Source organism: Pseudomonas sp. P1_F1_2 (genome assembly GCF_056405815.1).
Genome location: NZ_JBFUBK010000008.1, coordinates 88,853 through 113,130 on the forward strand (window position 1 = coordinate 88,853; position 24,278 = coordinate 113,130).

Consider the following 24,278-nt stretch of genomic DNA (forward strand, 5'->3'; position numbering starts at 1 on the left):
GCCCGCGGTGTGGGCCGCACGCCTCTCGATGGTCTGAAAAAGATGCTGGATAATAAAGCATGACCCGCTTGACGGCTAGCGCCGTCGGAGACCCTTGCAATGCCTGACCAAGATGTACGTTTGCAACACCTGAAAGTTTGGCTCGATGAGCAGTTGGCGATTCTCTTTGCAGAACAAGGTTGGGGCGTCGTACCCCCGGCCACACTGACTGCGGCCAGTAGTGACGCGAGTTTTCGGCGCTATTTTCGCTGGGAAGGCGAGGGCAAAAGCTTCATCGTGATGGACGCTCCGCCGCCCCAGGAAAACTGCAAACCCTTCGTGGATATCGCTTTTTTGCTGGCGAAATCCGGAATAAATGTGCCGAAAATTTATGCCGAAGACCTTGAGCGCGGTTTTCTTTTGCTCAATGACCTGGGCAACAAGACTTACCTGGACGTGATCGACAGCGAAAACGCCGACGATTTGTTCAACGACGCCCTGCAAGCGTTGTTGGCTTTTCAGCAGTTGCCGATGGTGGCGCCGTTGCCGAGTTACGACGTCGCGCTGCTGCGTCGCGAGCTGGAGTTGTTCCCTGACTGGTACGTCAAACACGAACTGGGCATCGAGTTCGATGCTGCGCAGAAAGTGTTGTGGCAGCAGGTCAGCGATCTGCTGATCGACAGCGCTCTGGCGCAGCCCAAAGTCCTGGTGCACCGCGACTACATGCCACGCAACCTCATGCTCAGCGAACCGAACCCGGGTGTGCTGGATTTCCAGGACGCGGTGTATGGTCCCGTGACCTACGACGTGACCTGCCTGTTCAAGGACGCCTTCCTCAGCTGGCCTGAAGAGCGTGTGCGCGGCTGGCTTGAAAATTACTGGCAGCAAGCTGCTGCGCTCGACATTCCGGTTCAACCGGACTTCGAGGATTTCCTGCGTGCCAGCGACCTGATGGGCGTGCAACGTCACTTGAAAGTCATCGGCATCTTCGCCCGCATTTGCCATCGTGACGGCAAGCCGCGCTACCTGGCCGACGTGCCGCGCTTCTTTGCTTATATAGAGGCGGTGATCGCCCGCCGTCCTGAACTGGCGGAACTGGATGTACTGCTCGCCAGTCTGCGCGCCGGAGTCCATGCATGAAGGCAATGATTCTGGCCGCAGGCAAAGGCGAGCGCATGCGCCCGCTGACCCTGACCACTCCCAAGCCGCTGGTTCGCGCTGGCGGCGTGCCGCTGATCGAGTATCACCTGCGCGCCCTGGCGGCAGCCGGTTTTACCGAGATCGTGATCAACCATGCCTGGCTCGGTCAGCAGATCGAAGATTATCTGGGCGACGGTTCGCGCTACGGCGTCAGCATTGCGTACTCGCCCGAAGGTGAGCCGCTGGAAACCGGTGGCGGGATTTTCCGGGCACTGCCGTTGCTGGGTGACGATGCTTTTGTGGTGGTCAACGGTGACATCTGGACCGACTACGATTTCAGCGTGCTGCACCAGCCCATTGCCGGGCTGGCTCACCTGGTATTGGCAAACAACCCGGCCCATCACCCGGTCGGCGATTTCACGTTGGCCGACGGGCACGTGAGCGATGGCCAACCGGGCGCAGCAACCCTGACTTACAGCGGCATCGCAGTGCTGCATCCGCAGTTGTTCGAGGGGTGTTCGGACGGGGCTTTCAAGCTCGCGCCGCTGTTGCGCAAAGCCATGGCAGAGGGGCAAGTCAGCGGTGAGCGGCTCAAAGGCCTGTGGGTGGATGTCGGCACGCACGAACGCCTGGCCGAAGTTGAAACACTGATAGAAGCGAGCCGCTGAGATGTTGTGGCCAGGGACTCTGATCGGAGCCGGAGCTGGTTTTGCCATAGCCAGCATTCCGGGGGCCATGCTCGGTGCCTTATTGGGGCAGGCGCTGGATCGGCGCTTGCACCTGCAAAGCGTTGGGCATTTGCTGGAAAAGCTCGGCGGTCGTCCGATGCTGCGCAACGATGAACTGCTGTTCGTGTTGTTGGGTCGGTTGGCCAAGTGCGATGGTCGGGTGGTGGAGGGTCACATCCAGCAGGCTCGCCAAGAGATGCGCTCTTTGGACATGTCTGATTCGGCGCAGCGGCGTGCCATTGCCGCGTTCAATCGGGGCAAGTCGGGGAATGACCGGTTACGCGGCTATCTGCGGCGCCTGAGTGCTCAGCCTCATGCAGCAGAAGGTGTCTTGCGCGCCTGTTGGCGGATGGTCTGGGCCGATGGCCGGGCCGGTCACCGCGAGCGCGAGCTGATTGCCCAGTGGGGGAAGTGGCTGGGCTGGACGCCGCACCAGGTTCAGGCGCTGGCGACCGATTATGAGCAGCACAAACGGCCACAGGTCAGCAACGCCATTACCTATCAGGATGCGTTGCGGCTTTTGGGCGTGTCGACCACCAGTGAGCCAGCGCAGATCAAGCGCGCGTATCGGCGCCTGCTGAGTCGCCATCACCCGGACAAGATTGCCGGCAGCGGGGCGACGGCATTGCAGGTTCGCGAGGCAACGGACAAGACGCGTGATCTGCACACGGCTTACACGTTGATTCGTGAGCGGCGGGATTTTCGTTAGCAGGAAAGAGATCTGTCGCCGGTGATGCCGCGATCGCGGGCAAGCCACGCTCCCACAATGGACCTGTGTTCGCAGGTTGAAATGTGGGAGTGAGCCTGCCCGCGAATCGGGCGATGCGGTCTGTCAGTCCGCCGCGTTTTGCGGATTCAACCAGCCGCGCACCCGGCGCACCAGTTGCTCTTGCTCCGCCTTGGCATCGCCGGGCAATGCCTTGAGCGAAACCTGGCTGAACGCCGATGCCTTCAAACGCTTGCTGGCCTGCAAACGCTCCAGCGCTGCGTTGCGATCCGCTACTTTGTCCTTATAGAACAGATCAGCCGTCGGCAGCTTCAACGTCGGCGTCAATTCGGCCAGCTCAGGCTTCGCCGCAACCGGCGTCTGGGCGGCGACCATCACAAATTTTTCCACTTGCGAGGGCTGCTTCTCACTCAAGTAGCGCGCGGCCCAGTAAGCGCCCGTACCATGGCCCAGCACGACAATGCTGCGGGCGCTTTGTTGTTCGGCATAGGCAATGGCGGCGTCGATACGCGCGAAGATTCGTTCGGCGTCGGCCTTGGCTTGCTCCTCGCTGGTTTCGGCGATGGCCTTGTCCGCCACGTCTGCTTCACCGCCAGCAGCCTGCTCGATCGGGGCTGCGGTGGTGGAGTCTTTGCTGACGGCTTCCGGCACTTTAGGTGCCGGCGCGACTTCGACGATGCGAGGTGCAATGGCGTCGCTTTGCAAGTCGGGCAAGGTGATACTCAGGCTGCTCCATTGGGCGTTGGGCAATTGACGGCGCAATGGGCCGATTGCTTGAGGCCAGTCAACTGTTTCGCCGGCGCCAGGGATGATAATCACTGCGCCCTTGGGCTCGGCGGTATTGGCCGGCTTCCACAAGGCGAGAAAATTGTCGGTGCCGGCTTGCAGTTGTTGCTGTTCCTGAGCAGGGATTTTTCGCTCAAGTGCTGTCGCTTCTTCCTGACTACGCTCAAGCAATGGCTGGCGTTCGACCGGTTTTTCTTCTGCGGGTTTTTCTTCAACGACAGGCGCCGGGTCGGCGGCCTCGACAGAAAAGGCACAAGGCAGGATCAGCGACAGGCACAATGCTGGCAGTGCCAGGCGGTAGACAGGGGGCATCGGATATTCCAGGCCAGAAGTGATTCCGGCAGCCTAATGGGTTAGTCAGTGTTTGTCAGTGTGTGAGACTTCGATGATGCGTTTTCGCTGCCTGTGGGTTATCGGCTGTTTATGGTTTCCCTTGATGGGGTGGGCGGGGTCTGCACCACCGACCCATGTCGCACGGCTATCACCTGTGCAACAGCAATGGCTGGCCACCCATGATGAATTGCGGGTCGGCGTGGTGTTGCAGGCCCCGTATGCTCAATATGATCGGCGCTTGCAACGGCTGTCAGGGGTTAACATCGAGTTGATGAAGTGGCTGGCCCAGGCCCTCAATGTTGAGCTGCGCTGGCGCAATTTTCCTGATGTCGCACAACTGGAAGACGCCGCGCGCGAGGGGGAAGTCGACATCGCGGTAGGGTTGACTCAAACCCCGGCCGGTTTGCGGCTTTGGCAATTTACCGACCCGTACATGCGGGTGCCGCAACTGGTGGTCAGCGATCAGAAAGGCACCGGTGTCGTGGAGTTGGAGAAGCTCGACAGCCAGACCCGCGTAGCGGTGCGCATGCCCAGCGCGACCGCCGATTATCTGCGCAGCAATTACCCGCATCTGAATCTGCAAGGCGTACCGATCGAGCGCCAGGCGCTGCAATTGTTGCTGAGTCAGCAGGCCGGCTACGCGGTGGTCGATGAAGCACAGCTGGGGCGTTTGATTGCTGAACCCGAATTCGCCGGGCTGGTCGTGGTGGGCGATATCGGCTTGCCGCAATTGCTGCGAGTGGCCACTCGCCGGGATTGGCCTGAGCTGGCCGGCATCGTCGAAAGTGCGCTGCGGGCAATCCCGGCAAAAGACCTGGAGCAACTGCACAACCAATGGCTGCAGCCCAAGTATCCAAGGTTCTCCGAGTCCCCGGGTTTCTGGCAAAACCTCTGTCTGCTGCTCGCCGTGGTGATGCTGAGCAGCATGGCCGTGGTGATCTGGCAGCGGCGCCAACAACACAGTCTGGAGCAGCGCCTGTTGGCCGCGCGCGAAGACATTGCCCTGCGTGAGGCCAGCGAAGAAGCGCTGCGCCTGACGCAGTTTTCCATCGATCAGAGCACCGTCGGTATTCTCTGGGTCAACTGGGACAGCCATGTGCGTTACGCCAACCGCGCCGCAGAAACCATGCTCGGCTACCCACCGGGCGGGATCATTGATCGGCCGCTGATCGACTTCGAGCCTGGTTTGCACATGGATCGCTGGCTGAACTTATGGAAGCGCGCACGGGCCAGCGAGGACGGACCGCAAAGTTTCGAAACCCAGTGCGTGCGGGCCGATGGCAGCATTTTGCCGACGGATGTTTCGTTGAGCTTTATGCGCTTCCGTGATGGCGAATACCTGGTGGTCTACCTCAATGACGTCACCGAGCGTCGTCGGGCATTGGCCGCGTTGCAGGAAAGCGAGGCCCGGTTGCAGGGGATCGCTGCCAACGTTCCCGGGCTGGTCTTTCGCCTGGAGCGCGCGCTGGTGACAGGGCAAATCGACTTTGCCTACATCAGTGAAGGCAGTGAAAGCCTGGTAGGGTACTCGCCGGCTACCCTGGCCCATCGCGACAAAGGCTTGCGCAGCCTGGTACACCCGGACGACAAGGCGAGCTATCACCAGACTCAGGACCTTGCGCTCGATACTGACAGCGACTGGTCGTGGCAAGGACGGATCCTGACCCGTTCGGGTGAACAGCGTTGGGCCGAAATCAAAGCCATCACCCGTCGGCTCGAAGACGGCACCTATGTCTGGGACGGTATCGTCTGGGACATCAGCGAGAGCAAGCGTATTGAGCTGGAACTCGCCAGCTCCCGCGAGCAGTTGCGCGAGTTGTCTGCCCATCTGGAGAGCGTGCGCGAAGAGGAAAAGGCCCGTATCGCCAGGGAAGTCCACGACGAACTGGGTCAGATGCTGACCGTGCTCAAACTGGAAACGTCCATGTGCGAATTGGCCTACGCCCAACTCGACCCGGGTCTGAACGAACGCTTGAACAGCATGAAGCGCTTGATCGCCCAGCTGTTCCAATTGGTGCGCGACGTGGCCACGGCGCTGCGACCACCGATCCTGGATGCCGGGATCGCGTCTGCCATCGAATGGCAGGCCCGGCGTTTCGAGGCGCGCACACAAATCCCTTGTTTGGTGCAGGTGCCGGACAATCTGCCACTGCTCAGCGATGCGAGGGCAATTGGTTTGTTCCGGATCCTTCAGGAGGCCCTGACCAATGTCATGCGTCATGCCCAGGCGCATACTGTCGAACTGTCATTGTCGCTGGACGGCGACGAGTTGTGTCTGACGGTCAGCGATGATGGCGTAGGATTTGTCGCCGCGACCGGCAGGCCGACCTCCTTCGGGATTGTCGGCATGCGTGAGCGGGTGTTGATCATGGGCGGGCAGTTGTCGCTTGAAAGTGAACCGGGTGAAGGCACCACCCTGAGTGTGCGCGTGCCGGTGGATGAAGTTTGAAGAATAGGTGTTGGTTGTATTGACGCCTTCGCGAGCCTGCTCGCGAATGATCTTGAATATGGAGAAGACTGTGATCCGTGTACTGGTAGCTGAAGACCACACCATCGTTCGCGAAGGCATCAAGCAATTGATTGGCCTGGCCAAGGACTTGCTGGTGGTGGGGGAGGCGAGCAATGGCGAACAGTTGCTCGAGACCTTGCGGCATGTGCCCTGCGAGGTGGTATTGCTGGATATCTCCATGCCGGGCGTCAATGGCCTGGAAGCGATTCCGCGCATTCGTGCACTAAACAATCCACCCGCCATCCTGGTGCTGTCGATGCACGACGAAGCACAAATGGCCGCCCGGGCGTTGAAGGTCGGCGCTGCGGGGTATGCGACCAAGGACAGCGATCCGGCCCTGCTGCTGACGGCGATCCGCAAAGTGGCGGCGGGCGGGCGCTATATCGATCCGGACCTCGCCGACCGCATGGTGTTCGAAGTCGGCCTGACCGATTCACGGCCATTGCATTCATTGCTTTCAGAGCGCGAGTTTTCGGTGTTCGAACGTCTTGCCCAAGGCGTTAACGTCAATGACATCGCCCAGCAATTGGCACTGAGCAACAAAACCATCAGCACCCACAAGGCGCGGCTGATGCAGAAGCTCAACATCACGTCCCTGGCGGAACTGGTGAAGTACGCGATGGAACACAAACTCCTCTAAAACCCGCCACCGAACAGTGTAGGAGTGAGCCTGCTCGCGATTGCGGTGTGTCAGTCGACATAGTTTGATCCTTGTAGGGCAATCCCTACCCCCAAACTTCCATCCGGCTGAGGCGATTCTCTCCTGCACCCCGATTTGCGTGGTCGGCAGGGTCCACTAGGCTTAGTCCCACAGCAGTCATCAATAACAAAGGTGTGGGTATGAGCCAGGTCGATTCAAGCGCAGGGGCCAGCGATATTCTGGTCAGCTTTCGTGGAGTGCAAAAAAGCTACGACGGCGAGAACCTGATCGTCAAAGACCTCAACCTGGACATTCGCAAAGGCGAATTCCTCACCTTGCTCGGGCCGTCCGGCTCCGGCAAGACCACCAGCCTGATGATGCTCGCCGGTTTCGAAACCCCGACCGCGGGCGAAATCCTGTTGGCCGGGCGCGCCATCAATAACGTGCCGCCGCACAAGCGCGACATTGGCATGGTGTTCCAGAACTACGCATTGTTCCCGCACATGACGGTCGCCGAGAACCTCGCGTTCCCGTTGACCGTGCGCGGTCTGAACAAGAGCGATGTCAGCGACAAGGTCAAGCGCGTCCTGAGCATGGTGCAACTCGACGCCTTTGCTCAACGTTATCCGGCCCAACTGTCCGGCGGTCAGCAACAGCGTGTGGCGTTGGCCCGTGCGTTGGTGTTCGAGCCGCAACTGGTGCTGATGGACGAACCGCTCGGCGCACTCGACAAACAACTGCGCGAACACATGCAGATGGAGATCAAGCACCTGCATCAACGCCTCGGTGTGACCGTGGTCTACGTGACTCACGACCAGGGCGAAGCCCTGACGATGTCTGACCGGGTTGCGGTGTTCCATCAAGGTGAAATTCAACAGATCGCACCGCCGCGTACGCTTTACGAAGAACCGAAAAACACCTTCGTCGCCAACTTCATCGGCGAGAACAACCGCCTCAACGGCCGCTTGCATAGCCAGACCGGCGACCGCTGCATCGTTGAACTGGGTCGCGGCGAGAAGGTTGAAGCGCTGGCGGTCAACGTCGGCAAGACCGGCGAACCCGTCACCCTGTCGATTCGCCCCGAGCGTATCAGCCTCAATGGTTCCAGCGAGTCATGCGTCAACCGCTTCTCAGGGAGGGTGGCGGAATTCATCTATCTGGGCGACCACGTCCGGGTTCGCCTGGAAGTCTGCGGCAAGACTGACTTCTTCGTGAAACAACCGATTGCCGAGCTCGATCCCGCGCTGGCTGTCGGCGACGTGGTACCGCTTGGCTGGCAGGTCGAACACGTTCGCGCGCTCGACCCACTTTTAGAGGCGAACTGATCGCCCCGGCTTCAACAACACCAACCCTGCACGTGGAGAGAACAATAAATGTTGAGATCCCTGAAATTCACCGCTCTGGCACTGGGCATGATGGGGGCGGCAAGCGCAATGGCTGCCGGCCCGGACCTGACCGTGGTGTCCTTTGGCGGGGCGAACAAGGCTGCGCAGGTCAAAGCCTTCTACGCACCGTGGGAAGCGGCAGGCAACGGCAAGATCGTGGCGGGCGAGTACAACGGTGAAATGGCCAAGGTCAAAGCCATGGTCGACACCAAGAGCGTGTCCTGGGACCTGGTCGAAGTTGAATCGCCAGAACTGTCCCGTGGTTGCGACGAAGACATGTTCGAGCAGCTGGATCCGAAGTTGTTCGGCAAAACCGAAGACTACGTCAAAGGCGCCATCCAGCCATGCGGCGTAGGCTTCTTCGTGTGGTCGACCGTGCTGGCCTACAACGCCGACAAACTGGCTTCCGCGCCAACCAGCTGGGTGGATTTCTGGGACACCAAGAAATTCCCGGGCAAACGTGGCCTGCGTAAAGGCGCCAAGTACACCCTGGAATTCGCTCTGATGGCCGACGGCGTTGCGCCGAAAGACGTCTACAAAGTGCTGGCCGGCAAAGATGGTCAGGACCGCGCGTTCAAGAAGCTCGATGAACTCAAGCCAAGCATCCAGTGGTGGGAAGCTGGCGCACAACCGCCGCAGTACCTCGCCTCCGGTGACGTGGTCATGAGTTCGGCCTACAACGGCCGGATCGCTGCCGTGCAGAAAGAAAGCAACCTGAAAGTCGTGTGGAATGGCGGCATCTACGACTTCGACGCATGGGCGATTCCAAAAGGCCTGGACAAGGCACGCGCTGAAGCGGCGAAGAAATTCATCGCTTTCTCGGTGATGCCACAGCAGCAGAAGACCTACTCGGAAAACATCGCTTACGGCCCGGCCAACACCCAAGCCGTTCCGTTGCTGTCCAAGGATGTCCTGAAAGACATGCCGACCACCCCGGAAAACATCGCCAACCAGGTGCAGATCGACGTCAGCTTCTGGGCTGACAACGGCGAGCAACTGGAGCAGCGTTTCAACTCCTGGGCTGCAAAATAAGACCACCCTGTGGGCTTATCCACTCCTGTAGGAGCAAGGCTTGCCCGCGATGAAGGTGTGTCATTCAACATTCATGTTGAATGTGCCGACGCTATCGCGGGCAAGCCATGCTCCTACAGGGGCGATGTGTAGCTAACAAGAACAGAGGTGGCCTCCCTTACAGGGAGCGCCTGCCTCTGTAACGATCAAAGATTTCCGGAGTACGCCATGGCCACCGCCATTCCCCTGAACGCGGGCACTGACCCCACCTTGAAGCAGCGACTCAAGCACGCCGAGCGGGTCAACCGCTGGAAAGCCCAGGCCTTGATCGCGCCCTTGGTGCTGTTTCTGTTGCTGGTGTTCCTGGTGCCCATCGTGGCGCTGCTCTACAAAAGCGTGGGCAACCCGGAAGTGGTCGGCGGCATGCCGCGCACCGTGTCGGCCATCGCCAGCTGGGACGGCCGAGGCTTGCCCGCTGAACCGGTATACAAAGCGGCCAGCGAAGACCTCGCCGAAGCCCGCAAGAATCAAACCCTGGGCGATTTGTCCAAGCGCCTGAACATGGAATTGGCCGGCTATCGCAGCCTGCTGACCAAAACGGCTCGCGCCTTGCCGTTCGCCACCGAACCGACCTCCTATAAAGAAGCGCTGGAAGGTCTCGACGAGCGTTGGGGTGATCCAGCCTACTGGCAGGCGGTACGCCGCAACGTCAGCAGCATTACGCCTTACTACTTGCTGGCGGCTGTCGATCATCGCATCGATGACCTCGGCGAAATTGCCCCGGCCACGCCCGACCAGGCGATCTACCTCGATATTTTCGCCCGGACTTTCTGGATGGGGCTGATCATCACGGCCATTTGCCTGGTGCTGGCGTATCCACTGGCCTACCTGCTGGCGAACCTGCCTTCGCGTCAAAGCAACCTGTTGATGATTCTGGTGCTGCTGCCGTTCTGGACCTCGATCCTGGTGCGTGTTGCGGCATGGATCGTGTTGTTGCAATCGGGCGGCCTGATTAACAGCGGCCTGATGGCCATGGGCATCATCGATAAACCGCTGGAGCTGGTGTTCAACCGTGTCGGCGTCTACATCTCGATGGTGCACATTCTGCTGCCGTTCATGATCCTGCCGATCTACAGCGTGATGAAAGGCATCTCGCCCACCTACATGCGTGCCGCGATTTCCCTCGGCTGCCATCCGTTTGCAAGCTTCTGGCGGGTGTACTTCCCGCAGACCTATGCCGGTGTCGGCGCCGGTTGCCTGTTGGTGTTCATCCTCGCCATCGGCTACTACATCACCCCGGCATTGCTGGGCAGCCCGAACGATCAGATGGTCAGCTACTTCGTCGCCTTCTACACCAACACCAGCATCAACTGGGGCATGGCGACCGCACTCGGCGGCCTGCTGCTCCTGGCGACGGTGGTGCTTTATCTGATTTACAGCTGGCTGGTGGGCGCCAGCCGCCTGCGCCTGAGCTAAGGGGAGAACGAAATGCTGAGTCCTTATATGTCGCCCGTCGAGCGGGTGTGGTTCTACAGTTTGCGGATTCTCTGCGGCTTGATTCTGTTGTTCCTGATTCTGCCGGTGCTGGTGATCATTCCGCTGTCGTTCAACTCAGGCAGTTTCCTGGTGTACCCGCTGCAAGGCTTTTCGCTGCACTGGTATCAGGACTTCTTCGCCTCGGCCGAATGGATGCGCGCACTGAAGAACAGCATCATTGTTGCCCCGGCGGCGACGGTGCTGGCGATGGTCTTCGGCACACTCGCGGCGATTGGCCTGACCCGCGGTGATTTTCCTGGCAAGGCGCTGGTCATGGCACTGGTGATTTCGCCGATGGTGGTGCCGGTGGTGATCATTGGCGTGGCGAGTTACCTGTTCTTTGCCCCGCTCGGATTGGGCAACAGCTTCTTCTCGCTGATCGTGGTGCACGCGGTGTTGGGTGTGCCGTTTGTGATCATCACCGTGTCGGCGACGTTGCAGGGCTTCAACCATAACCTGGTGCGTGCCGCTGCAAGCCTCGGTGCATCGCCGCTGACCGCGTTTCGCCGGGTGACGTTGCCGCTGATTGCGCCGGGCGTGATTTCGGGGGCGCTGTTTGCCTTCGCAACCTCGTTCGATGAAGTGGTGGTGACGTTGTTCCTCGCCGGTCCCGAGCAAGCCACCCTGCCACGGCAGATGTTCAGCGGGATCCGCGAAAACCTCAGCCCGACCATCGCCGCCGCAGCGACGCTGTTGATCGCCTTCTCGGTGATCCTGCTGCTGACCCTGGAATGGCTGCGCGGTCGCAGCGAAAAACTGCGCACCGCCCAGGTCTAAGATTTCACACCGATGATCGTTCCCACGCTCCGCGTGGGAATGCAGCCCAAGACGCTCTGCGTCCCGTTTCGAGCCGAACGCAGAGTGTCCGTTGAAGCATTCCCACGCAGAGCGTGGGAACAATCGGAATGGCCACTCGGTTATTCACGACCTGAATAGCAGACAAACCCCAATCCCCAGCTACTATTGTGCCCAGCTCCCCTACCTATAAGAGGCTGCGCACGATGAGTCTTTCCTCTTTCAAAATCGCTCACAAACTGATCACCGGCGCAGGTGCCATCGAGCAGCTCGCCGCTGAACTGACGCGTCTGGATGTCGATAACCCGCTGATTGTCACTGACGCGGCGCTGGTCAAGTCCGGCACGGTCGAACTGGCGCTGGCACAGCTGGGGGACCGGACCTACGAGATATTTGATCGGGTGCTGCCAGACCCGGAAATCGCGATCGTCGAAGATTGCATGCGGGTGTATCGCGACGGCGGGCATGACGGCTTGATCGGTCTGGGCGGCGGCAGTGCCATCGACATTGCCAAGAGCGTGGCGGCGTATGCCGGTTACCACGGCGCGCTGGAAGATTTGTTCGGCATCGACCAGGTGCCGCGCAAAGGGCCGCCGCTGATCGCGATCCCGACCACCGCCGGCACCGGCTCTGAAGTCACCAACGTGGCGATCCTTTCCGACAAGGTCGCGCAGCTGAAAAAAGGCATCGTCAGCGACTATCTGTTGCCGGACGTGGCGCTGGTCAGCCCGCAAATGACCCTGACTTGCCCGCGCGGTGTCACCGCTGCCAGCGGCGTCGATGCGCTGGTGCATGCCATTGAATCCTACCTGTCCGTCAACGCTTCGCCGATCACCGACGCCCTCGCCATCGGCGCCATCAAACTGATCGCCAAGGCGCTGCCCAAGGCCTATGCCAATCCGTCCAACCTGCAAGCCCGCGAAGACATGGCCACCGCCAGCCTGATGGCCGGCATGGCATTCGGTAATGCCGGGGTCGGCGCGGTGCATGCGTTGGCGTATCCGCTGGGCGGACGTTTCAACATCGCCCACGGCGTCAGCAACGCCTTGCTGCTGCCCTATGTCATGACCTGGAACAAGATGGCCTGCGTCGAACGCATGCAGGATATTGCCGAGGCCATGGGGGTGAAGACCTCTCATCTGAGTGCCAACGAAGCGGCAGATAAAGCCGTGGAGGCGATGACCGGGTTGTGCGCTGCGGTGGAAATTCCGCAGGGGCTGCGCAGCTTCGGCGTTCCCGAAGACGCCATCCCGGCGATGGCCGCAGAAGCGGCGGGGATCGAGCGCCTGATGCGCAACAATCCGCGCAAATTGAGCGCCGTCGATATCGAGAAAATCTATCGGGCGGCGTACTAGAGCTCCTCGTGACTTATTGATCGAAGGCAGCCCCAATCATCGCGGTCACAGTGCGCGCGCCAAAGTATGAGGTATACAATGCGCGCCATCGTGATTCTGCTCAAAAAAGGTGCGTCATGCAGCCCTTCGTCATTGCTCCGTCGATTCTCTCCGCCGACTTCGCCCGCCTGGGTGAAGAAGTGGACAACGTCCTGGCCGCCGGCGCCGACTTCGTGCACTTCGATGTCATGGACAACCACTACGTACCGAACCTGACCATTGGCCCGATGGTGTGCGCTGCGTTGCGCAAATACGGCGTGACCGCGCCGATCGACGCGCACCTGATGGTCAGCCCGGTGGACCGTATCGTCGGTGACTTCATCGAAGCCGGCGCGACTTACATCACCTTCCACCCGGAAGCCTCGCAGCACGTCGACCGCTCGCTGCAATTGATCCGCGAGGGCGGCTGCAAGTCGGGCCTGGTGTTCAACCCGGCGACCCCGCTCGACGTGCTCAAGTACGTGATGGACAAGGTCGACATGATCTTGCTGATGAGCGTCAACCCGGGCTTCGGCGGGCAGAAGTTCATACCCGGCACCCTCGACAAACTGCGTGAAGCACGGGCGTTGATCGATGCCTCCGGGCGTGACATTCGCCTGGAAATCGACGGCGGCGTGAACGTGAACAACATTCGTGAAATCGCGGCGGCGGGGGCTGACACCTTCGTCGCCGGTTCGGCAATTTTCAACGCACCGAACTATCAGGAAGTGATCGAGAAGATGCGCGCCGAGCTGGCGTTGGCTCGCCCATGAGTGGTTTTGAGCAGCTGTTCCCGGGGCGTCTGCCGCGGCTGGTGATGTTCGATCTGGATGGCACGCTGATCGATTCGGTCCCGGACCTCGCAGCGGCTGTGGATCACATGCTGCTCAAGCTGGGCCGCAAGCCTGCCGGCATCGAGTCGGTCCGTGAATGGGTCGGTAACGGCGCGCCGGTATTGGTGCGTCGTGCATTGGCGGGTGGCATCGAGCATGCGGCCGTCGATGACGTCGAGGCCGAACACGCGCTGGAAATTTTCATGCAGGCCTATGGCGCTAGCCATGAGCTGACCGTGGTCTATCCCGGTGTGCGCGACACCTTGAAGTGGCTGCACAAGCAGGGTGTCGAGATGGCGCTGATCACCAACAAGCCGGAGCGTTTCGTCGCGCCGCTGCTGGATCAGATGAAAATCGGCCGCTACTTCAAATGGATCATCGGCGGCGATACCCTGCCGCAGAAAAAACCCGATCCGGCCGCGCTGTTTTTCGTAATGAAAATGGCCAACATTCCGGCTTCGCAATCCTTGTTCGTCGGCGATTCGCGCAGCGATGTGCAGGCGGCAAAAGCGGCGGGGGTCAAGTGTGTGGCGCTCAGTTATGGCTACAACCATGGCCGGCCGATTGCCGAGGAATCGCCAGCGCTGGTCATCGACGATTTGCGCAAGCTAATTCCCGGTTGCCTGGATCCGGCCGCTGAGATAACGTTGCTCGACGCTGTTCAACCCCCTGCTGGAAACGCCATCGTGGTGGTCACTCGCAAACTCTGGATGAAAGTCATCAAGGCCCTGGCCCGCTGGCGTTGGCGCGCCTGACTTGTTCCTGGCCGGCATACCGGCGCGTTTGCATACCTGACTGTTAGACCCTCAAGCCACGAGGCTACCCCATGATCCGCGAAGAATTCCTGCGTTTGGCCGCTGCCGGCTACAACCGCATCCCGCTTGCCTGCGAAACCCTGGCTGACTTCGACACGCCGCTGTCGATCTACCTGAAACTGGCCGACGAGCCGAACTCCTACCTGCTGGAATCGGTTCAGGGCGGGGAGAAGTGGGGCCGTTATTCGATTATCGGCCTGCCATGCCGCACCGTTCTTCGGGTGCATGACCATCATGTCAGTGTGACCGTCGACGGTGTCGAGACCGAAAGCCACGACGTTGAAGACCCGCTGGCGTTCGTCGAAACCTTCAAGGCCCGTTACAACGTGCCGACCATCGCTGGTCTGCCACGTTTCAACGGCGGTCTGGTGGGCTATTTCGGTTATGACTGCGTGCGGTATGTGGAGAAGCGTCTGGGCAAATGCCCGAACCCGGATCCACTGGGCGTGCCGGACATTCTGCTGATGGTTTCGGATGCAGTAGTGGTGTTCGACAACCTCGCCGGCAAGATGCACGCGATTGTGCTCGCCGATCCATCGCAGGCCGGTGCGTTCGAGCAAGGCCAGGAGCGTCTGGAAGAGCTGCTGGAAAAACTCCGTCAGCCGATCACGCCGCGCCGTGGCCTGGATTTCAGCAAGCAACAGTCGGCTGATCCGGTGTTCCGTTCGAGCTTCACCCAGGACGATTACGAAAAAGCTGTCGACACCATCAAGGAATACATCCTGGCCGGTGACTGCATGCAGGTCGTACCGTCCCAGCGCATGTCGATTGACTTCAAGGCAGCACCTATCGATCTGTACCGGGCGTTGCGCTGCTTCAACCCGACGCCTTACATGTACTTCTTCAACTTCGGCGACTTCCATGTCGTTGGCAGTTCCCCGGAAGTGCTGGTGCGGGTCGAAGACAACCTGATTACCGTGCGCCCGATTGCCGGTACCCGTCCACGCGGGGCCAACGAAGAAGCCGATCTGGCGCTGGAAAAAGACCTGCTGTCCGATGACAAGGAAATCGCCGAGCACTTGATGCTGATCGACCTGGGTCGTAACGACACCGGTAGGGTCTCGGAAATCGGATCGGTGAAACTCACCGAGAAGATGGTCATTGAGCGTTATTCCAACGTGATGCACATCGTGTCCAACGTTACCGGGCAGTTGAAGGCCGGGCTGACGGCGATGGACGCGCTGCGGGCGATTCTGCCGGCCGGTACGTTGTCGGGTGCACCGAAGATTCGCGCGATGGAGATCATCGATGAGCTGGAACCGGTGAAGCGCGGTGTCTACGGCGGCGCGGTCGGTTACTTTGCCTGGAACGGCAACATGGACACGGCGATTGCGATCCGTACCGCCGTGATCAAGAACGGCGAACTGCACGTGCAGGCCGGTGGCGGCATCGTCGCCGACTCGGTCCCGGCGCTGGAATGGGAAGAAACCCTGAACAAACGCCGCGCAATGTTCCGTGCCGTAGCTTTGGCAGAACAGACCCCGGACGCCTGAGTTCACGCAATACCCCCTGTAGGAGCGAGCCTGCTCGCGATGACGGACTGACATTCACTATTGATGTCGACTGACACTCCGCTATCGCGAGCCGGCTCGCTCCCACATTGGATTTGCGGGCATAAAAAAACGCGGCGCCTGTGAGGGCGCCGCGTTTTTTATGACCTGCGATTTAGAAGTCCAGCGCAACGCCCACGTTGATGCCTTGTTGAGTGAAGTCGTCATCCTTGCGAATGACGTAGCTGGCGCGCAGTGCCAGGTCCTTGGTGAGGTTGTGGCTCACACCCAGGTTCACACGGTTCAGGTTGGTTTGCGGGGTGTAGCCTTCCAGCGTGAACTGATTGTTCGGCAGGCTGTTGAGGTGAATGGACACGTCCTGGGCGTCGTCGTTGTACTCACGCTCGTGAGCCACTTCGCCAAACACCTGGGTTTGTGGCGTGATCTGGTATTTGCCCTGCAAACCGATACCCAGGCGCCGGGAGATGCTCTCTTGATCGGCAAAGGTCAGCGCTGTGGCATCAGCGCCGTCTTCCGAGTAACCGTCGACCTTCACCTTGGCGAAATCAGCGCTGACAAAGGGCGACAGGTGCCAAGGACTGCTGGCTTGCTGCGCAATGTCATAACCAATGCGAGCGCTGAAGGCTTCGACGTAGCCACTGGTATCGCCTTTTTCACCGCGTTCATTGGCACCCAACTGGAATTTACGCTTGAGGCTGTCGTAATCCAGATGCCCGGCGGTCAACGCTGCGTCAGCCCATACGCGGTTTTCCTGGTACTGGGCGAATGCCGTGCCCATATACGTGTTGAGCTTGTAGTCGGAGTCGCTCGCACCGGCTTCGAGTTTCTGGTCATAGAAACCGGCGGCCACGCCGACGCGCCAGGCATCGTTGAGGCGGTAGCTGCCACCGATGTTCAGGTTGTAACCGTTACCGTCGGCGCTGACGACACTGTCCTGCCCGTCAAAGTCCTGATGCTGGCCACCGCCGGCAACAATGGCGCGCCATTGGCCGACGCCTTGCCAGTTTTCCCAATCGGCCAGCCATTGGTTGCGCAGTTCATCCTGATGCGCACGCAAGGTGCCTTGGGCCATTTGCGGCAATAGCGTCAGCTCCCACGGCGCCGCCAACAGCGAGTACGCGTAATCGGCAATCAAGCGCTGCCCGGTTTCGGTGGGGTGCACCGCGTCGTTGTAGATCAGCTTGGTCGGATCGGGTGTGGCGCTGTTGATGCCGTAACGGGCGTTTTCAGTGCAGCTGTTGCCGCTGAAGCAGGTGGCACTCAGGTTCTGGTCGGTGGCCAAGCCAAATTGCGCCGGGTTGGCGAACGTCTCTTTGAGCAGTACCGGAATGTTGAGCGGGATGATTTCAGCATTGATGTTCTGCAGTCGGCTGACCAGTTCGGTGTTGAACTGGGCGCTGAGCTGAGACGTGAATGCTTGCAGCGGGGAACCGTTGAATGCAGGGGTGAAGCCGATGTCGGGCAGCAGCCAGACCATGACGTAGCGGGCGCCGGCGCCTTGCAGCGTCTGCACGCTGTCGGCCAGTCGGTCGGCGGCGGCACTGGCTTGGGGCAGGCTGGTAACGCGACCTTGCAGGAAGTCGTTACCGCCACCCGACAGGTAATACAGTGCGTTCGGGTCGGCACGGAAGTTGTTCGACGGCAAGTATCCGGCACGGACACGAGCCCCCGTGTCGGACGTGGTGGTGATCGAATCGAGAATCTGATCGGTGCGATAACCGCCGACGGCCCAGTTATTACCATCGGGCTGGCCGTTGCTGGCGCGGACCGCCGAGTTCGATGAAGCGGTCTGGTCCGCCGTGAACCCGAGTTTTCCACCCAGTATCTGCGTGGAGTTGAGTGAGCGGACTTCGCCGCTGCCATCCAGATAAACCGGCCCCGTCCGGTTGGTAAAGCGTTGTGTCGCCCCGGCAGGTCCGCCGGTGTCGGCAAAGGTCCCGGCGTCGTTGAGGCTGTCGCCGAAGACGACGAAACTGGTGTATGGATTCGGCGCGGCGTACGCCTGGGCGCAGGCCATTGCGAGCAAGCATCCTGCGAGCGGTACAAACAACGTCTGTTTGATCATGAGCAAGTCCGTTTATTTATTGTTTTAGGTGAACGAAACGACAGTACCAAAAACTTCCGGCCTTTTGCCATCCGTCGCGAAGCCTTTGATAGTTTCGCAAGCAGCAGCCCCGGCCATATTGCACGCTCTGCCCAGCTAAGTTACTGTGCCGAGACGTATGAATGAGACCTTCCCCGTGTTGATCATCAGTAAACTCCTGGATCAAGTCATCAAGGCACACGCCCGCTGGCGTTGGCGCGCCTGAATTCTTTTGCCGGCCCCGCCGGACCTGTACCGCTTTGCCTTTACCCGTTTGAAATGCCGCTTTGCTGGCGCTACTCCAGCACCTGATAAAGCGCAGCGCCCTGCGGGTCGATCATTCGAAGGCCATCTTTAAAGTCAGTGAATTCAAGAGGTTCAAAAACGCCATGTTGCTGATGATCGATAACTACGACTCCTTTACCTACAACGTTGTGCAGTACCTCGGTGAGCTTGGCTCCCAGGTCAAGGTTGTGCGCAACGATGAGCTGACCATCGCTGAAATCGAAGCCCTCAACCCCGAGCGCATCGTGGTGTCCCCCGGTCCTTGCACCCCGACCGAAGCCGGTATCTCGATCGAAGCGATCAAGCATTTCGCCGGCAAACTGCCTATTCTGGGCGTCTGTCTCGGCCACCAGTCCATCGGCCAGGCCTTTGGTGGTGATGTGGTCCGCGCCCGTCAAGTCATGCACGGTAAGACTAGCCCGGTATTCCACGAGGACAAGGGCGTATTCGCAGGGCTGAATCGCCCATTGACCGTGACCCGTTATCACTCGCTGATCGTCAAGCGCGAAACCCTGCCCGATTGCCTGGAGTTGACGGCATGGACGCAGCTTGAAGACGGTTCGGTCGACGAGATTATGGGGTTGCGCCACAAGACACTGAACATCGAAGGCGTGCAGTTCCACCCTGAGTCGATCCTCACCGAACAGGGCCACGAATTGTTCGCTAACTTCCTCAAACAAACCGGCGGCACGCGCTAAGGACTTTTCATGAATATCAAGACAGCCCTGGGCCGTATCGTCGATCACCTCGACCTCAGCACCGATGAGATGCGCGATGTGATGCGCGAAATCATGACCGGCCAATGCACCGACGCACAGATTGGCGCGTTCATGATGGCCATGCGCATGAAGAGCGAAAGCATCGACGAAATCGTCGGCGCCGTGTCGGTCATGCGCGAGCTGGCGGACAAGGTCGAACTCAAGACACTCGACGGCGTGGTCGATGTGGTCGGTACCGGCGGTGACGGTGCGAATATCTTCAACGTGTCGACCGCTTCTGCCTTCGTCGTTGCGGCGGCCGGTTGCACCGTGGCCAAGCATGGCAATCGTGCGGTGTCGGGCAAAAGCGGCAGCGCCGATCTGCTGGAAGCGGCGGGCATCTACCTGAACCTGACCCCGGTTCAAGTCGCACGCTGTATCGACAACGTCGGCATCGGTTTCATGTTCGCCCAGACTCACCACCGTGCCATGAAGTACGCCGCCGGTCCGCGCAAGGATCTTGGCCTGCGTACCTTGTTCAACATGCTCGGCCCGCTTACGAATCCGGCCGGTGTGAAGCATCAGGTGGTGGGCGTGTTCAACCAGGCGTTGTGCCGGCCATTGGCTGAAGTCCTGCAGCGACTGGGCAGCAAGCATGTGCTGGTGGTGCACTCGAAGGATGGCCTGGACGAATTCAGTCTGGCAGCGCCGACCTTTGTGGCCGAATTGAAGAATGACCAGATCACCGAGTATTGGGTCGAGCCGGAAGACCTCGGCATGAAGAGCCAGAGCCTGCATGGGCTGGCCGTCGATAGCCCGGATGCTTCGCTGGAGCTGATTCGCGATGCCTTGGGCAAACGCAAAACCGAAAGCGGTCAGAAAGCTGCCGAAATGATCATGCTCAATGCCGGTGCCGCGTTGTATGCCGCTGACCATGCAACCAGTTTGAAAGAAGGCGTTGCCCTGGCGCACGATGCGCTGCACACAGGCCTCGCTCGCGAGAAGCTGGAGGAGTTGGGTGCATTTACCGCGGTATTCAAAGTGGAGAATGAAGGATGAGTGTACCGACGGTTCTGGAAAACATTCTGGCGCGCAAGGTCCAGGAAGTCGCCGAGCGTAGCGCTCGTGTGAGCCTGGCCGAGCTGGAAAGTCTGGCCAAGGCGGCCGATGCACCCCGTGGTTTTGCCAAGGCGATGTTGGCGCAAGCCAAGCTCAAGCAGCCAGCGGTGATTGCCGAAATCAAGAAAGCCTCGCCGAGCAAGGGCGTGATCCGCGAGAACTTCGTTCCTGCCGACATCGCCAAAAGCTACGAGAAGGGCGGCGCGACGTGTTTGTCGGTGCTGACCGATATCGATTTTTTCCAAGGCGCCGATGCCTACCTGCAACAGGCCCGGGCCGCGTGCAAACTGCCGGTGATCCGCAAGGACTTCATGATCGATCCTTACCAGATCGTCGAAGCCCGGGCGCTGGGAGCCGACTGCGTGCTGTTGATCGTCTCCGCGCTGGATGACGTGAAGATGGCCGAGTTGGCGGCCGTGGCCAAAAGCGTCAATCTCGATGTGCTGGTGGAAGTCCACGATGGCGACGAGCTGGAGCGGGCCTTGAAAACCCTCGACACCCCACTGGTCGGCATCAACAACCGCAACCTGCACACCTTCGATGTCAGCCTGGAAACCACCCTCGACTTGTTGCCGCGTATCCCGCGTGATCGCCTGGTCATCACCGAGAGCGGCATTCTCAACCGTGCCGATGTCGAACTGATGGAAATCAGCGACGTCTACGCCTTCCTGGTCGGCGAAGCGTTCATGCGCGCCGAAAGCCCGGGGACCGAGCTGCAACGTCTGTTCTTCCCGGAGCGTGGTACCGCGGTGAGTGGTTCTACACTCGACTGATTACACGCAGACCGAGTCGACCCCATCGCCGAGCAGGCTCGGCTCCTACAGGAGAACCCATGTAGGAGCCGAGCTTGTCTCCGGGCGGCGTTCCGACGATGGCGGCATAAGTACCACCACAGACTTCATGTCCAACGGAATACCTTATGACCTCAATCCTCTCTCTGACCGTCGAAACCGGCCTGCAAGCCGAACAGGATCTGTTGGCCTCGGTCTGCGCCGGCGACGCCGAGTTCGGCCTGCTGTTCTGGCAGCCGAGTGATCGGGCGCTGGTCATGCCGCGCCGTTTGAATCGCTTGCCCGGTTTCGAGACTGCGTGTGAAGTGTCCGCAGCAGCCGGTTGGCCGGTTCTTCTGCGTGAAACCGGCGGTGAGCCGGTGCCGCAATCGGCGTCCACTATCAACATTGCCCTGGTCTACGCGCCACCCCGCAGTGAAGGTGACCAGAACCGGATTGAAACCGCTTATCGCCGACTCTGCGATCCGATCTGTCAGTTACTGGAAGAGTTGGGCGGCAAGTCGTCCCTTGGCGAAATCGATGGCGCGTTCTGCGATGGCCGTTTCAACGTCAACCTCGACGGTCGCAAAATGGTCGGCACCGCTCAACGCTGGCGCCAGAGCAAGGGCGGTACGCGTCCGGTCGGGTTGGTTCACGGTGCTTTGTTGCTGGATAACGAGCGTGAGTCGATGGTTGCGGCGGTCAACCGCTTCAATGAAGCCTGCGGTCTGGAGCAGCGGGTTCGCGCCGAAAGCCATATCGCCTTGCATGAGAAGTTCGCCGCGCCCGATGCACTCGGGCGGCTCGACACGCTGTATCGCCAGTTGCTGGCAGGGATGTTTGAAGGTTAACGCGTGCCGAAGACCACCATGGTCTTGCCTTTGACGTCCACCAGGTTGCGCTCTTCCAGATCCTTGAGCACGCGGCCGACCATTTCTCGCGAACAGCCGACAATCCGCCCGATTTCCTGGCGGGTCACTTTGATCTGCATGCCGTCCGGGTGAGTCATCGCGTCGGGCTGTTTGCACAGTTCCAGCAGGCAGCGGGCGACGCGCCCAGTGACGTCGAAGAACGCCAGGTCTCCGACCTTTTTCGTGGTGTTGCGCAGACGCTGTGCGATTTGTCCGCTAAGCACGTAAAGAATGTCGGGGTCTTGCTGGGACAGCTCGCGGAATTTCGCGTAGCTGATTTCCGCGACTTCGCATTCAATCTTGGCGCGTACCCAGGCGCTGCGCTGCTGTTCCAGGCCAGCCTGTTCAAACAGGCCCAACTCACCAAAAAAGTCCCCGGCGTTCAGGTAGGCGATGATCATTTCACGACCATCGTCATCCTCAATCAGGATCGTGACAGAGCCTTTGATGATGAAGAACAACGTTTCCGAGCGATCACCCGCACAAATGATGTTGCTCTTGGCCGCATAGCGCCGACGCTGACAATGCATCAACAGCTTGTCGAGGTTCTTGATTTTGGGTGTTGGGGCAATAGCAACCATGGTTGTATCCCGAAAAGACTTCACGGTGTGTTTTGGTTTTTTTATGAGTCGCTGACAATGGTCAATGCAAAGCTGGCCATGCGCCAGTGAATTGGCGTCAGCTTAACAGACACTTCCTGCAACATTCGAACATTTACCTACGGCGTCGACACTTGCGTCCCAGGAAGGCGAAACGCTGTCAAACCAGGGCCCTGTGCTAAGCTGGCGACCCTTTTTTTAGACAGTGGAGTCTTGGCGATGAAGGCACGCATCCAATGGGCTGGCGAAGCCATGTTCCTCGGTGAATCCGGCAGCGGTCATGTCGTGGTCATGGACGGTCCGCCCGATGCCGGCGGTCGTAACCTGGGTGTCCGGCCGATGGAAATGCTCCTGCTGGGTGTCGGCGGTTGCAGTAACTTCGACGTGGTGAGCATCCTCAAGAAGTCCCGCCAGGCCGTCGAAAGCTGTGAAGCCTTCCTCGAAGCCGAGCGTGCCACCGAAGACCCGAAGGTCTTCACCAAGATTCACATGCACTTCGTGGTCAAGGGCCGTGGGCTGAAAGAAGCCCAGGTCAAACGCGCTATTGAGCTGTCGGCTGAGAAGTATTGCTCGGCTTCGATCATGCTCGGCGCGGCAGGCGTGGCGATTACCCACGACTACGAGATCATCGAACTCGGTTGAGTCGACATTCAACTATCATAAAAGCGGTGCAGACTCTGGCGAACCCAAGCTGACGTCTGCATAATGCGCCACTTTTTTCAGGGTCGTGGCCTGTCAACCGACAGGCCGCAGTCCCGAACAGACAACCAAAATCGCCATCGCGAAGAGGTGTTAACCGTCCTACGCAGGTGCGTCGTTCGCATCTGACGGGCATGCTTGATCACGCGGCCGGGCCGCAATACATAGAGAGTTTTTAACGGTGAAAAGCAAACTCAAGCTCCACGGGTTCAATAACCTGACAAAGACCTTGAGCTTCAACATCTATGACATCTGCTACGCGGAAACCCCGCAAGACCAACAGGCCTACGTTGAGTACATCAATAAAGAGTACAACGCGAAACGCCTGACGCAGATCCTCACGGAAGTTGTCGATATCATTGGTGCCAACATCCTGAACATCGCCAGTCAGGACTACGAACCACAGGGTGCCAGCGTCACAATTCTGATCTCTGAAGAGCCGGTGACCCCGACCGACAGCCAGATCGAAGAGTCCCCGGGCCCACTGCCTGAAATTATCCTGGCCCACCTCGACAAGAGCCACATCACGGTGCACACCTACCCGGAAATCCATCCGGTCAGCGGTATTGCAACGTTCCGTGTGGACATCGACGTGTCGACTTGCGGGGTCATTTCACCGCTTAAAGCGCTCAACTTCCTGATTCACCAGTTCGATTCGGACATCGTGACCGTGGACTATCGTGTGCGCGGCTTTACCCGCGATGTTGAAGGCAAGAAGCACTTCATCGATCACGAGATCAACTCGATCCAGAACTACCTGTCCGACGACACTTACGACGCGTACCAGATGACCGACGTAAACGTGTACCAGGAAAACCTGTTCCACACCAAAATGCTGCTGAAGAATTTCGAACTGGATAACTACCTGTTCGGTGACGCCACCAGCAACCTGTCTTCCGAGCAACGTGCTCAGGTGACTGACCGTGTGAAACACGAAATGCTAGAGATCTTCTACGCACGCAACATGGCGTAAGATTTACGGGCAAAAAAAGGCGACTCCCTCACGGCAGTCG

Annotated in this window: 22 protein-coding genes; 19 read left to right on the forward strand and 3 right to left on the reverse strand. The window is 59.6% G+C overall.

Going from position 1 to position 24,278, the window contains the following annotated elements:
* Positions 1–99: 99 nt before the first annotated feature.
* From AC1D2P_RS04170 to AC1D2P_RS04180, 3 genes are read left to right on the forward strand one after another with little or no spacing between them, the layout of a single operon-like run.
* Positions 100–1,119, forward strand: coding sequence for an aminoglycoside phosphotransferase family protein (locus tag AC1D2P_RS04170; RefSeq protein WP_046030002.1), 1,020 nt, complete (start codon positions 100–102; stop codon positions 1,117–1,119).
* Positions 1,116–1,787, forward strand: a complete 672-nt coding sequence (murU, locus tag AC1D2P_RS04175) for an N-acetylmuramate alpha-1-phosphate uridylyltransferase MurU (RefSeq protein WP_477757408.1) — start codon at positions 1,116–1,118, stop codon at positions 1,785–1,787. Before AC1D2P_RS04170 ends, murU begins: the two co-directional genes overlap by 4 nt.
* 1 nt (position 1,788) lies before the next feature.
* Positions 1,789–2,556, forward strand: a complete 768-nt coding sequence (locus AC1D2P_RS04180; protein WP_109785546.1) for a TerB family tellurite resistance protein — start codon at positions 1,789–1,791, stop codon at positions 2,554–2,556.
* 123 nt (positions 2,557–2,679) lie between these two features.
* Here AC1D2P_RS04180 and AC1D2P_RS04185 read toward each other — a convergent pair whose 3' ends face one another.
* Positions 2,680–3,672: an alpha/beta hydrolase family protein gene (locus tag AC1D2P_RS04185; protein ID WP_477757407.1), complete on the reverse strand. Its 993-nt coding sequence runs from the start codon at positions 3,670–3,672 to the stop codon at positions 2,680–2,682.
* A gap of 73 nt (positions 3,673–3,745) precedes the next feature.
* On the opposite strand from AC1D2P_RS04185, the gene AC1D2P_RS04190 reads away from it, so the two are divergent.
* From AC1D2P_RS04190 to trpE, 10 genes are all read left to right on the forward strand, one after another.
* Entirely contained in the window at positions 3,746–6,142 is a 2,397-nt protein-coding gene (locus AC1D2P_RS04190) for a PAS domain-containing sensor histidine kinase (RefSeq protein WP_223522832.1), read from the forward strand.
* 58 nt (positions 6,143–6,200) lie between these two features.
* A complete protein-coding gene (locus AC1D2P_RS04195) occupies positions 6,201–6,842 on the forward strand; it encodes a response regulator (RefSeq protein ID WP_477757406.1) in 642 nt (213 codons plus the stop codon).
* Positions 6,843–7,042: 200 nt separating this feature from the next.
* Positions 7,043–8,167 (forward strand): ABC transporter ATP-binding protein, encoded by a 1,125-nt coding sequence (locus tag AC1D2P_RS04200; RefSeq protein WP_046030013.1) that lies wholly within the window; start codon positions 7,043–7,045, stop codon positions 8,165–8,167.
* A gap of 48 nt (positions 8,168–8,215) precedes the next feature.
* A complete protein-coding gene (locus tag AC1D2P_RS04205) occupies positions 8,216–9,259 on the forward strand; it encodes an ABC transporter substrate-binding protein (RefSeq protein ID WP_046030014.1) in 1,044 nt (347 codons plus the stop codon).
* A 207-nt stretch (positions 9,260–9,466) separates the two neighbouring features.
* On the forward strand, positions 9,467–10,714 hold the full coding sequence (locus tag AC1D2P_RS04210) for an ABC transporter permease (RefSeq protein WP_046030015.1): 1,248 nt from the start codon (positions 9,467–9,469) through the stop codon (positions 10,712–10,714).
* A 12-nt stretch (positions 10,715–10,726) separates the two neighbouring features.
* Complete coding sequence (locus tag AC1D2P_RS04215; RefSeq protein ID WP_027926741.1) at positions 10,727–11,551, forward strand: ABC transporter permease; 825 nt, start codon at positions 10,727–10,729, stop codon at positions 11,549–11,551.
* A gap of 224 nt (positions 11,552–11,775) precedes the next feature.
* Positions 11,776–12,924 (forward strand): iron-containing alcohol dehydrogenase, encoded by a 1,149-nt coding sequence (locus tag AC1D2P_RS04220; protein WP_223522830.1) that lies wholly within the window; start codon positions 11,776–11,778, stop codon positions 12,922–12,924.
* Positions 12,925–13,040: 116 nt separating this feature from the next.
* Positions 13,041–13,715: a ribulose-phosphate 3-epimerase gene (gene rpe / locus AC1D2P_RS04225; protein ID WP_046030019.1), complete on the forward strand. Its 675-nt coding sequence runs from the start codon at positions 13,041–13,043 to the stop codon at positions 13,713–13,715.
* The gene (locus tag AC1D2P_RS04230; RefSeq protein ID WP_046030020.1) at positions 13,712–14,530 is read left to right on the forward strand and encodes a phosphoglycolate phosphatase; all 819 of its coding nucleotides are present in this window, start codon (positions 13,712–13,714) and stop codon (positions 14,528–14,530) included. The genes rpe and AC1D2P_RS04230 overlap by 4 nt, the downstream gene beginning before the upstream one ends.
* Before the next feature lie 71 nt (positions 14,531–14,601).
* The gene (trpE, locus tag AC1D2P_RS04235) at positions 14,602–16,083 is read left to right on the forward strand and encodes an anthranilate synthase component I (RefSeq protein ID WP_109785542.1); all 1,482 of its coding nucleotides are present in this window, start codon (positions 14,602–14,604) and stop codon (positions 16,081–16,083) included.
* Between the two features lie 172 nt (positions 16,084–16,255).
* Here the strand turns inward: trpE and estP are convergent, their stop codons facing one another.
* A complete protein-coding gene (gene estP / locus AC1D2P_RS04240) occupies positions 16,256–18,166 on the reverse strand; it encodes an esterase EstP (RefSeq protein ID WP_223522828.1) in 1,911 nt (636 codons plus the stop codon).
* A 407-nt stretch (positions 18,167–18,573) separates the two neighbouring features.
* Here estP and AC1D2P_RS04245 point away from each other — a divergent pair, with 407 nt between their 5' ends.
* From AC1D2P_RS04245 to AC1D2P_RS04260, 4 genes are all read left to right on the forward strand, one after another.
* Complete coding sequence (locus tag AC1D2P_RS04245; RefSeq protein ID WP_007980194.1) at positions 18,574–19,167, forward strand: aminodeoxychorismate/anthranilate synthase component II; 594 nt, start codon at positions 18,574–18,576, stop codon at positions 19,165–19,167.
* A gap of 9 nt (positions 19,168–19,176) precedes the next feature.
* Entirely contained in the window at positions 19,177–20,226 is a 1,050-nt protein-coding gene (trpD, locus tag AC1D2P_RS04250; RefSeq protein WP_223522826.1) for an anthranilate phosphoribosyltransferase, read from the forward strand.
* On the forward strand, positions 20,223–21,059 hold the full coding sequence (gene trpC, locus AC1D2P_RS04255) for an indole-3-glycerol phosphate synthase TrpC (protein WP_223522825.1): 837 nt from the start codon (positions 20,223–20,225) through the stop codon (positions 21,057–21,059). Before trpD ends, trpC begins: the two co-directional genes overlap by 4 nt.
* A gap of 146 nt (positions 21,060–21,205) precedes the next feature.
* Entirely contained in the window at positions 21,206–21,907 is a 702-nt protein-coding gene (locus AC1D2P_RS04260; RefSeq protein WP_109785540.1) for a lipoate--protein ligase family protein, read from the forward strand.
* Here AC1D2P_RS04260 and crp read toward each other — a convergent pair.
* Positions 21,904–22,548, reverse strand: a complete 645-nt coding sequence (crp, locus tag AC1D2P_RS04265; protein WP_046030029.1) for a cAMP-activated global transcriptional regulator CRP — start codon at positions 22,546–22,548, stop codon at positions 21,904–21,906. The genes AC1D2P_RS04260 and crp overlap by 4 nt on opposite strands.
* Before the next feature lie 237 nt (positions 22,549–22,785).
* Between crp and AC1D2P_RS04270 the strand changes: the two genes are divergently transcribed.
* Complete coding sequence (locus AC1D2P_RS04270; protein WP_007941657.1) at positions 22,786–23,208, forward strand: OsmC family protein; 423 nt, start codon at positions 22,786–22,788, stop codon at positions 23,206–23,208.
* 238 nt (positions 23,209–23,446) lie between these two features.
* Positions 23,447–24,238, forward strand: coding sequence for an adenosylmethionine decarboxylase (gene speD / locus AC1D2P_RS04275; protein ID WP_109785539.1), 792 nt, complete (start codon positions 23,447–23,449; stop codon positions 24,236–24,238).
* Positions 24,239–24,278 lie beyond the last annotated feature (40 nt).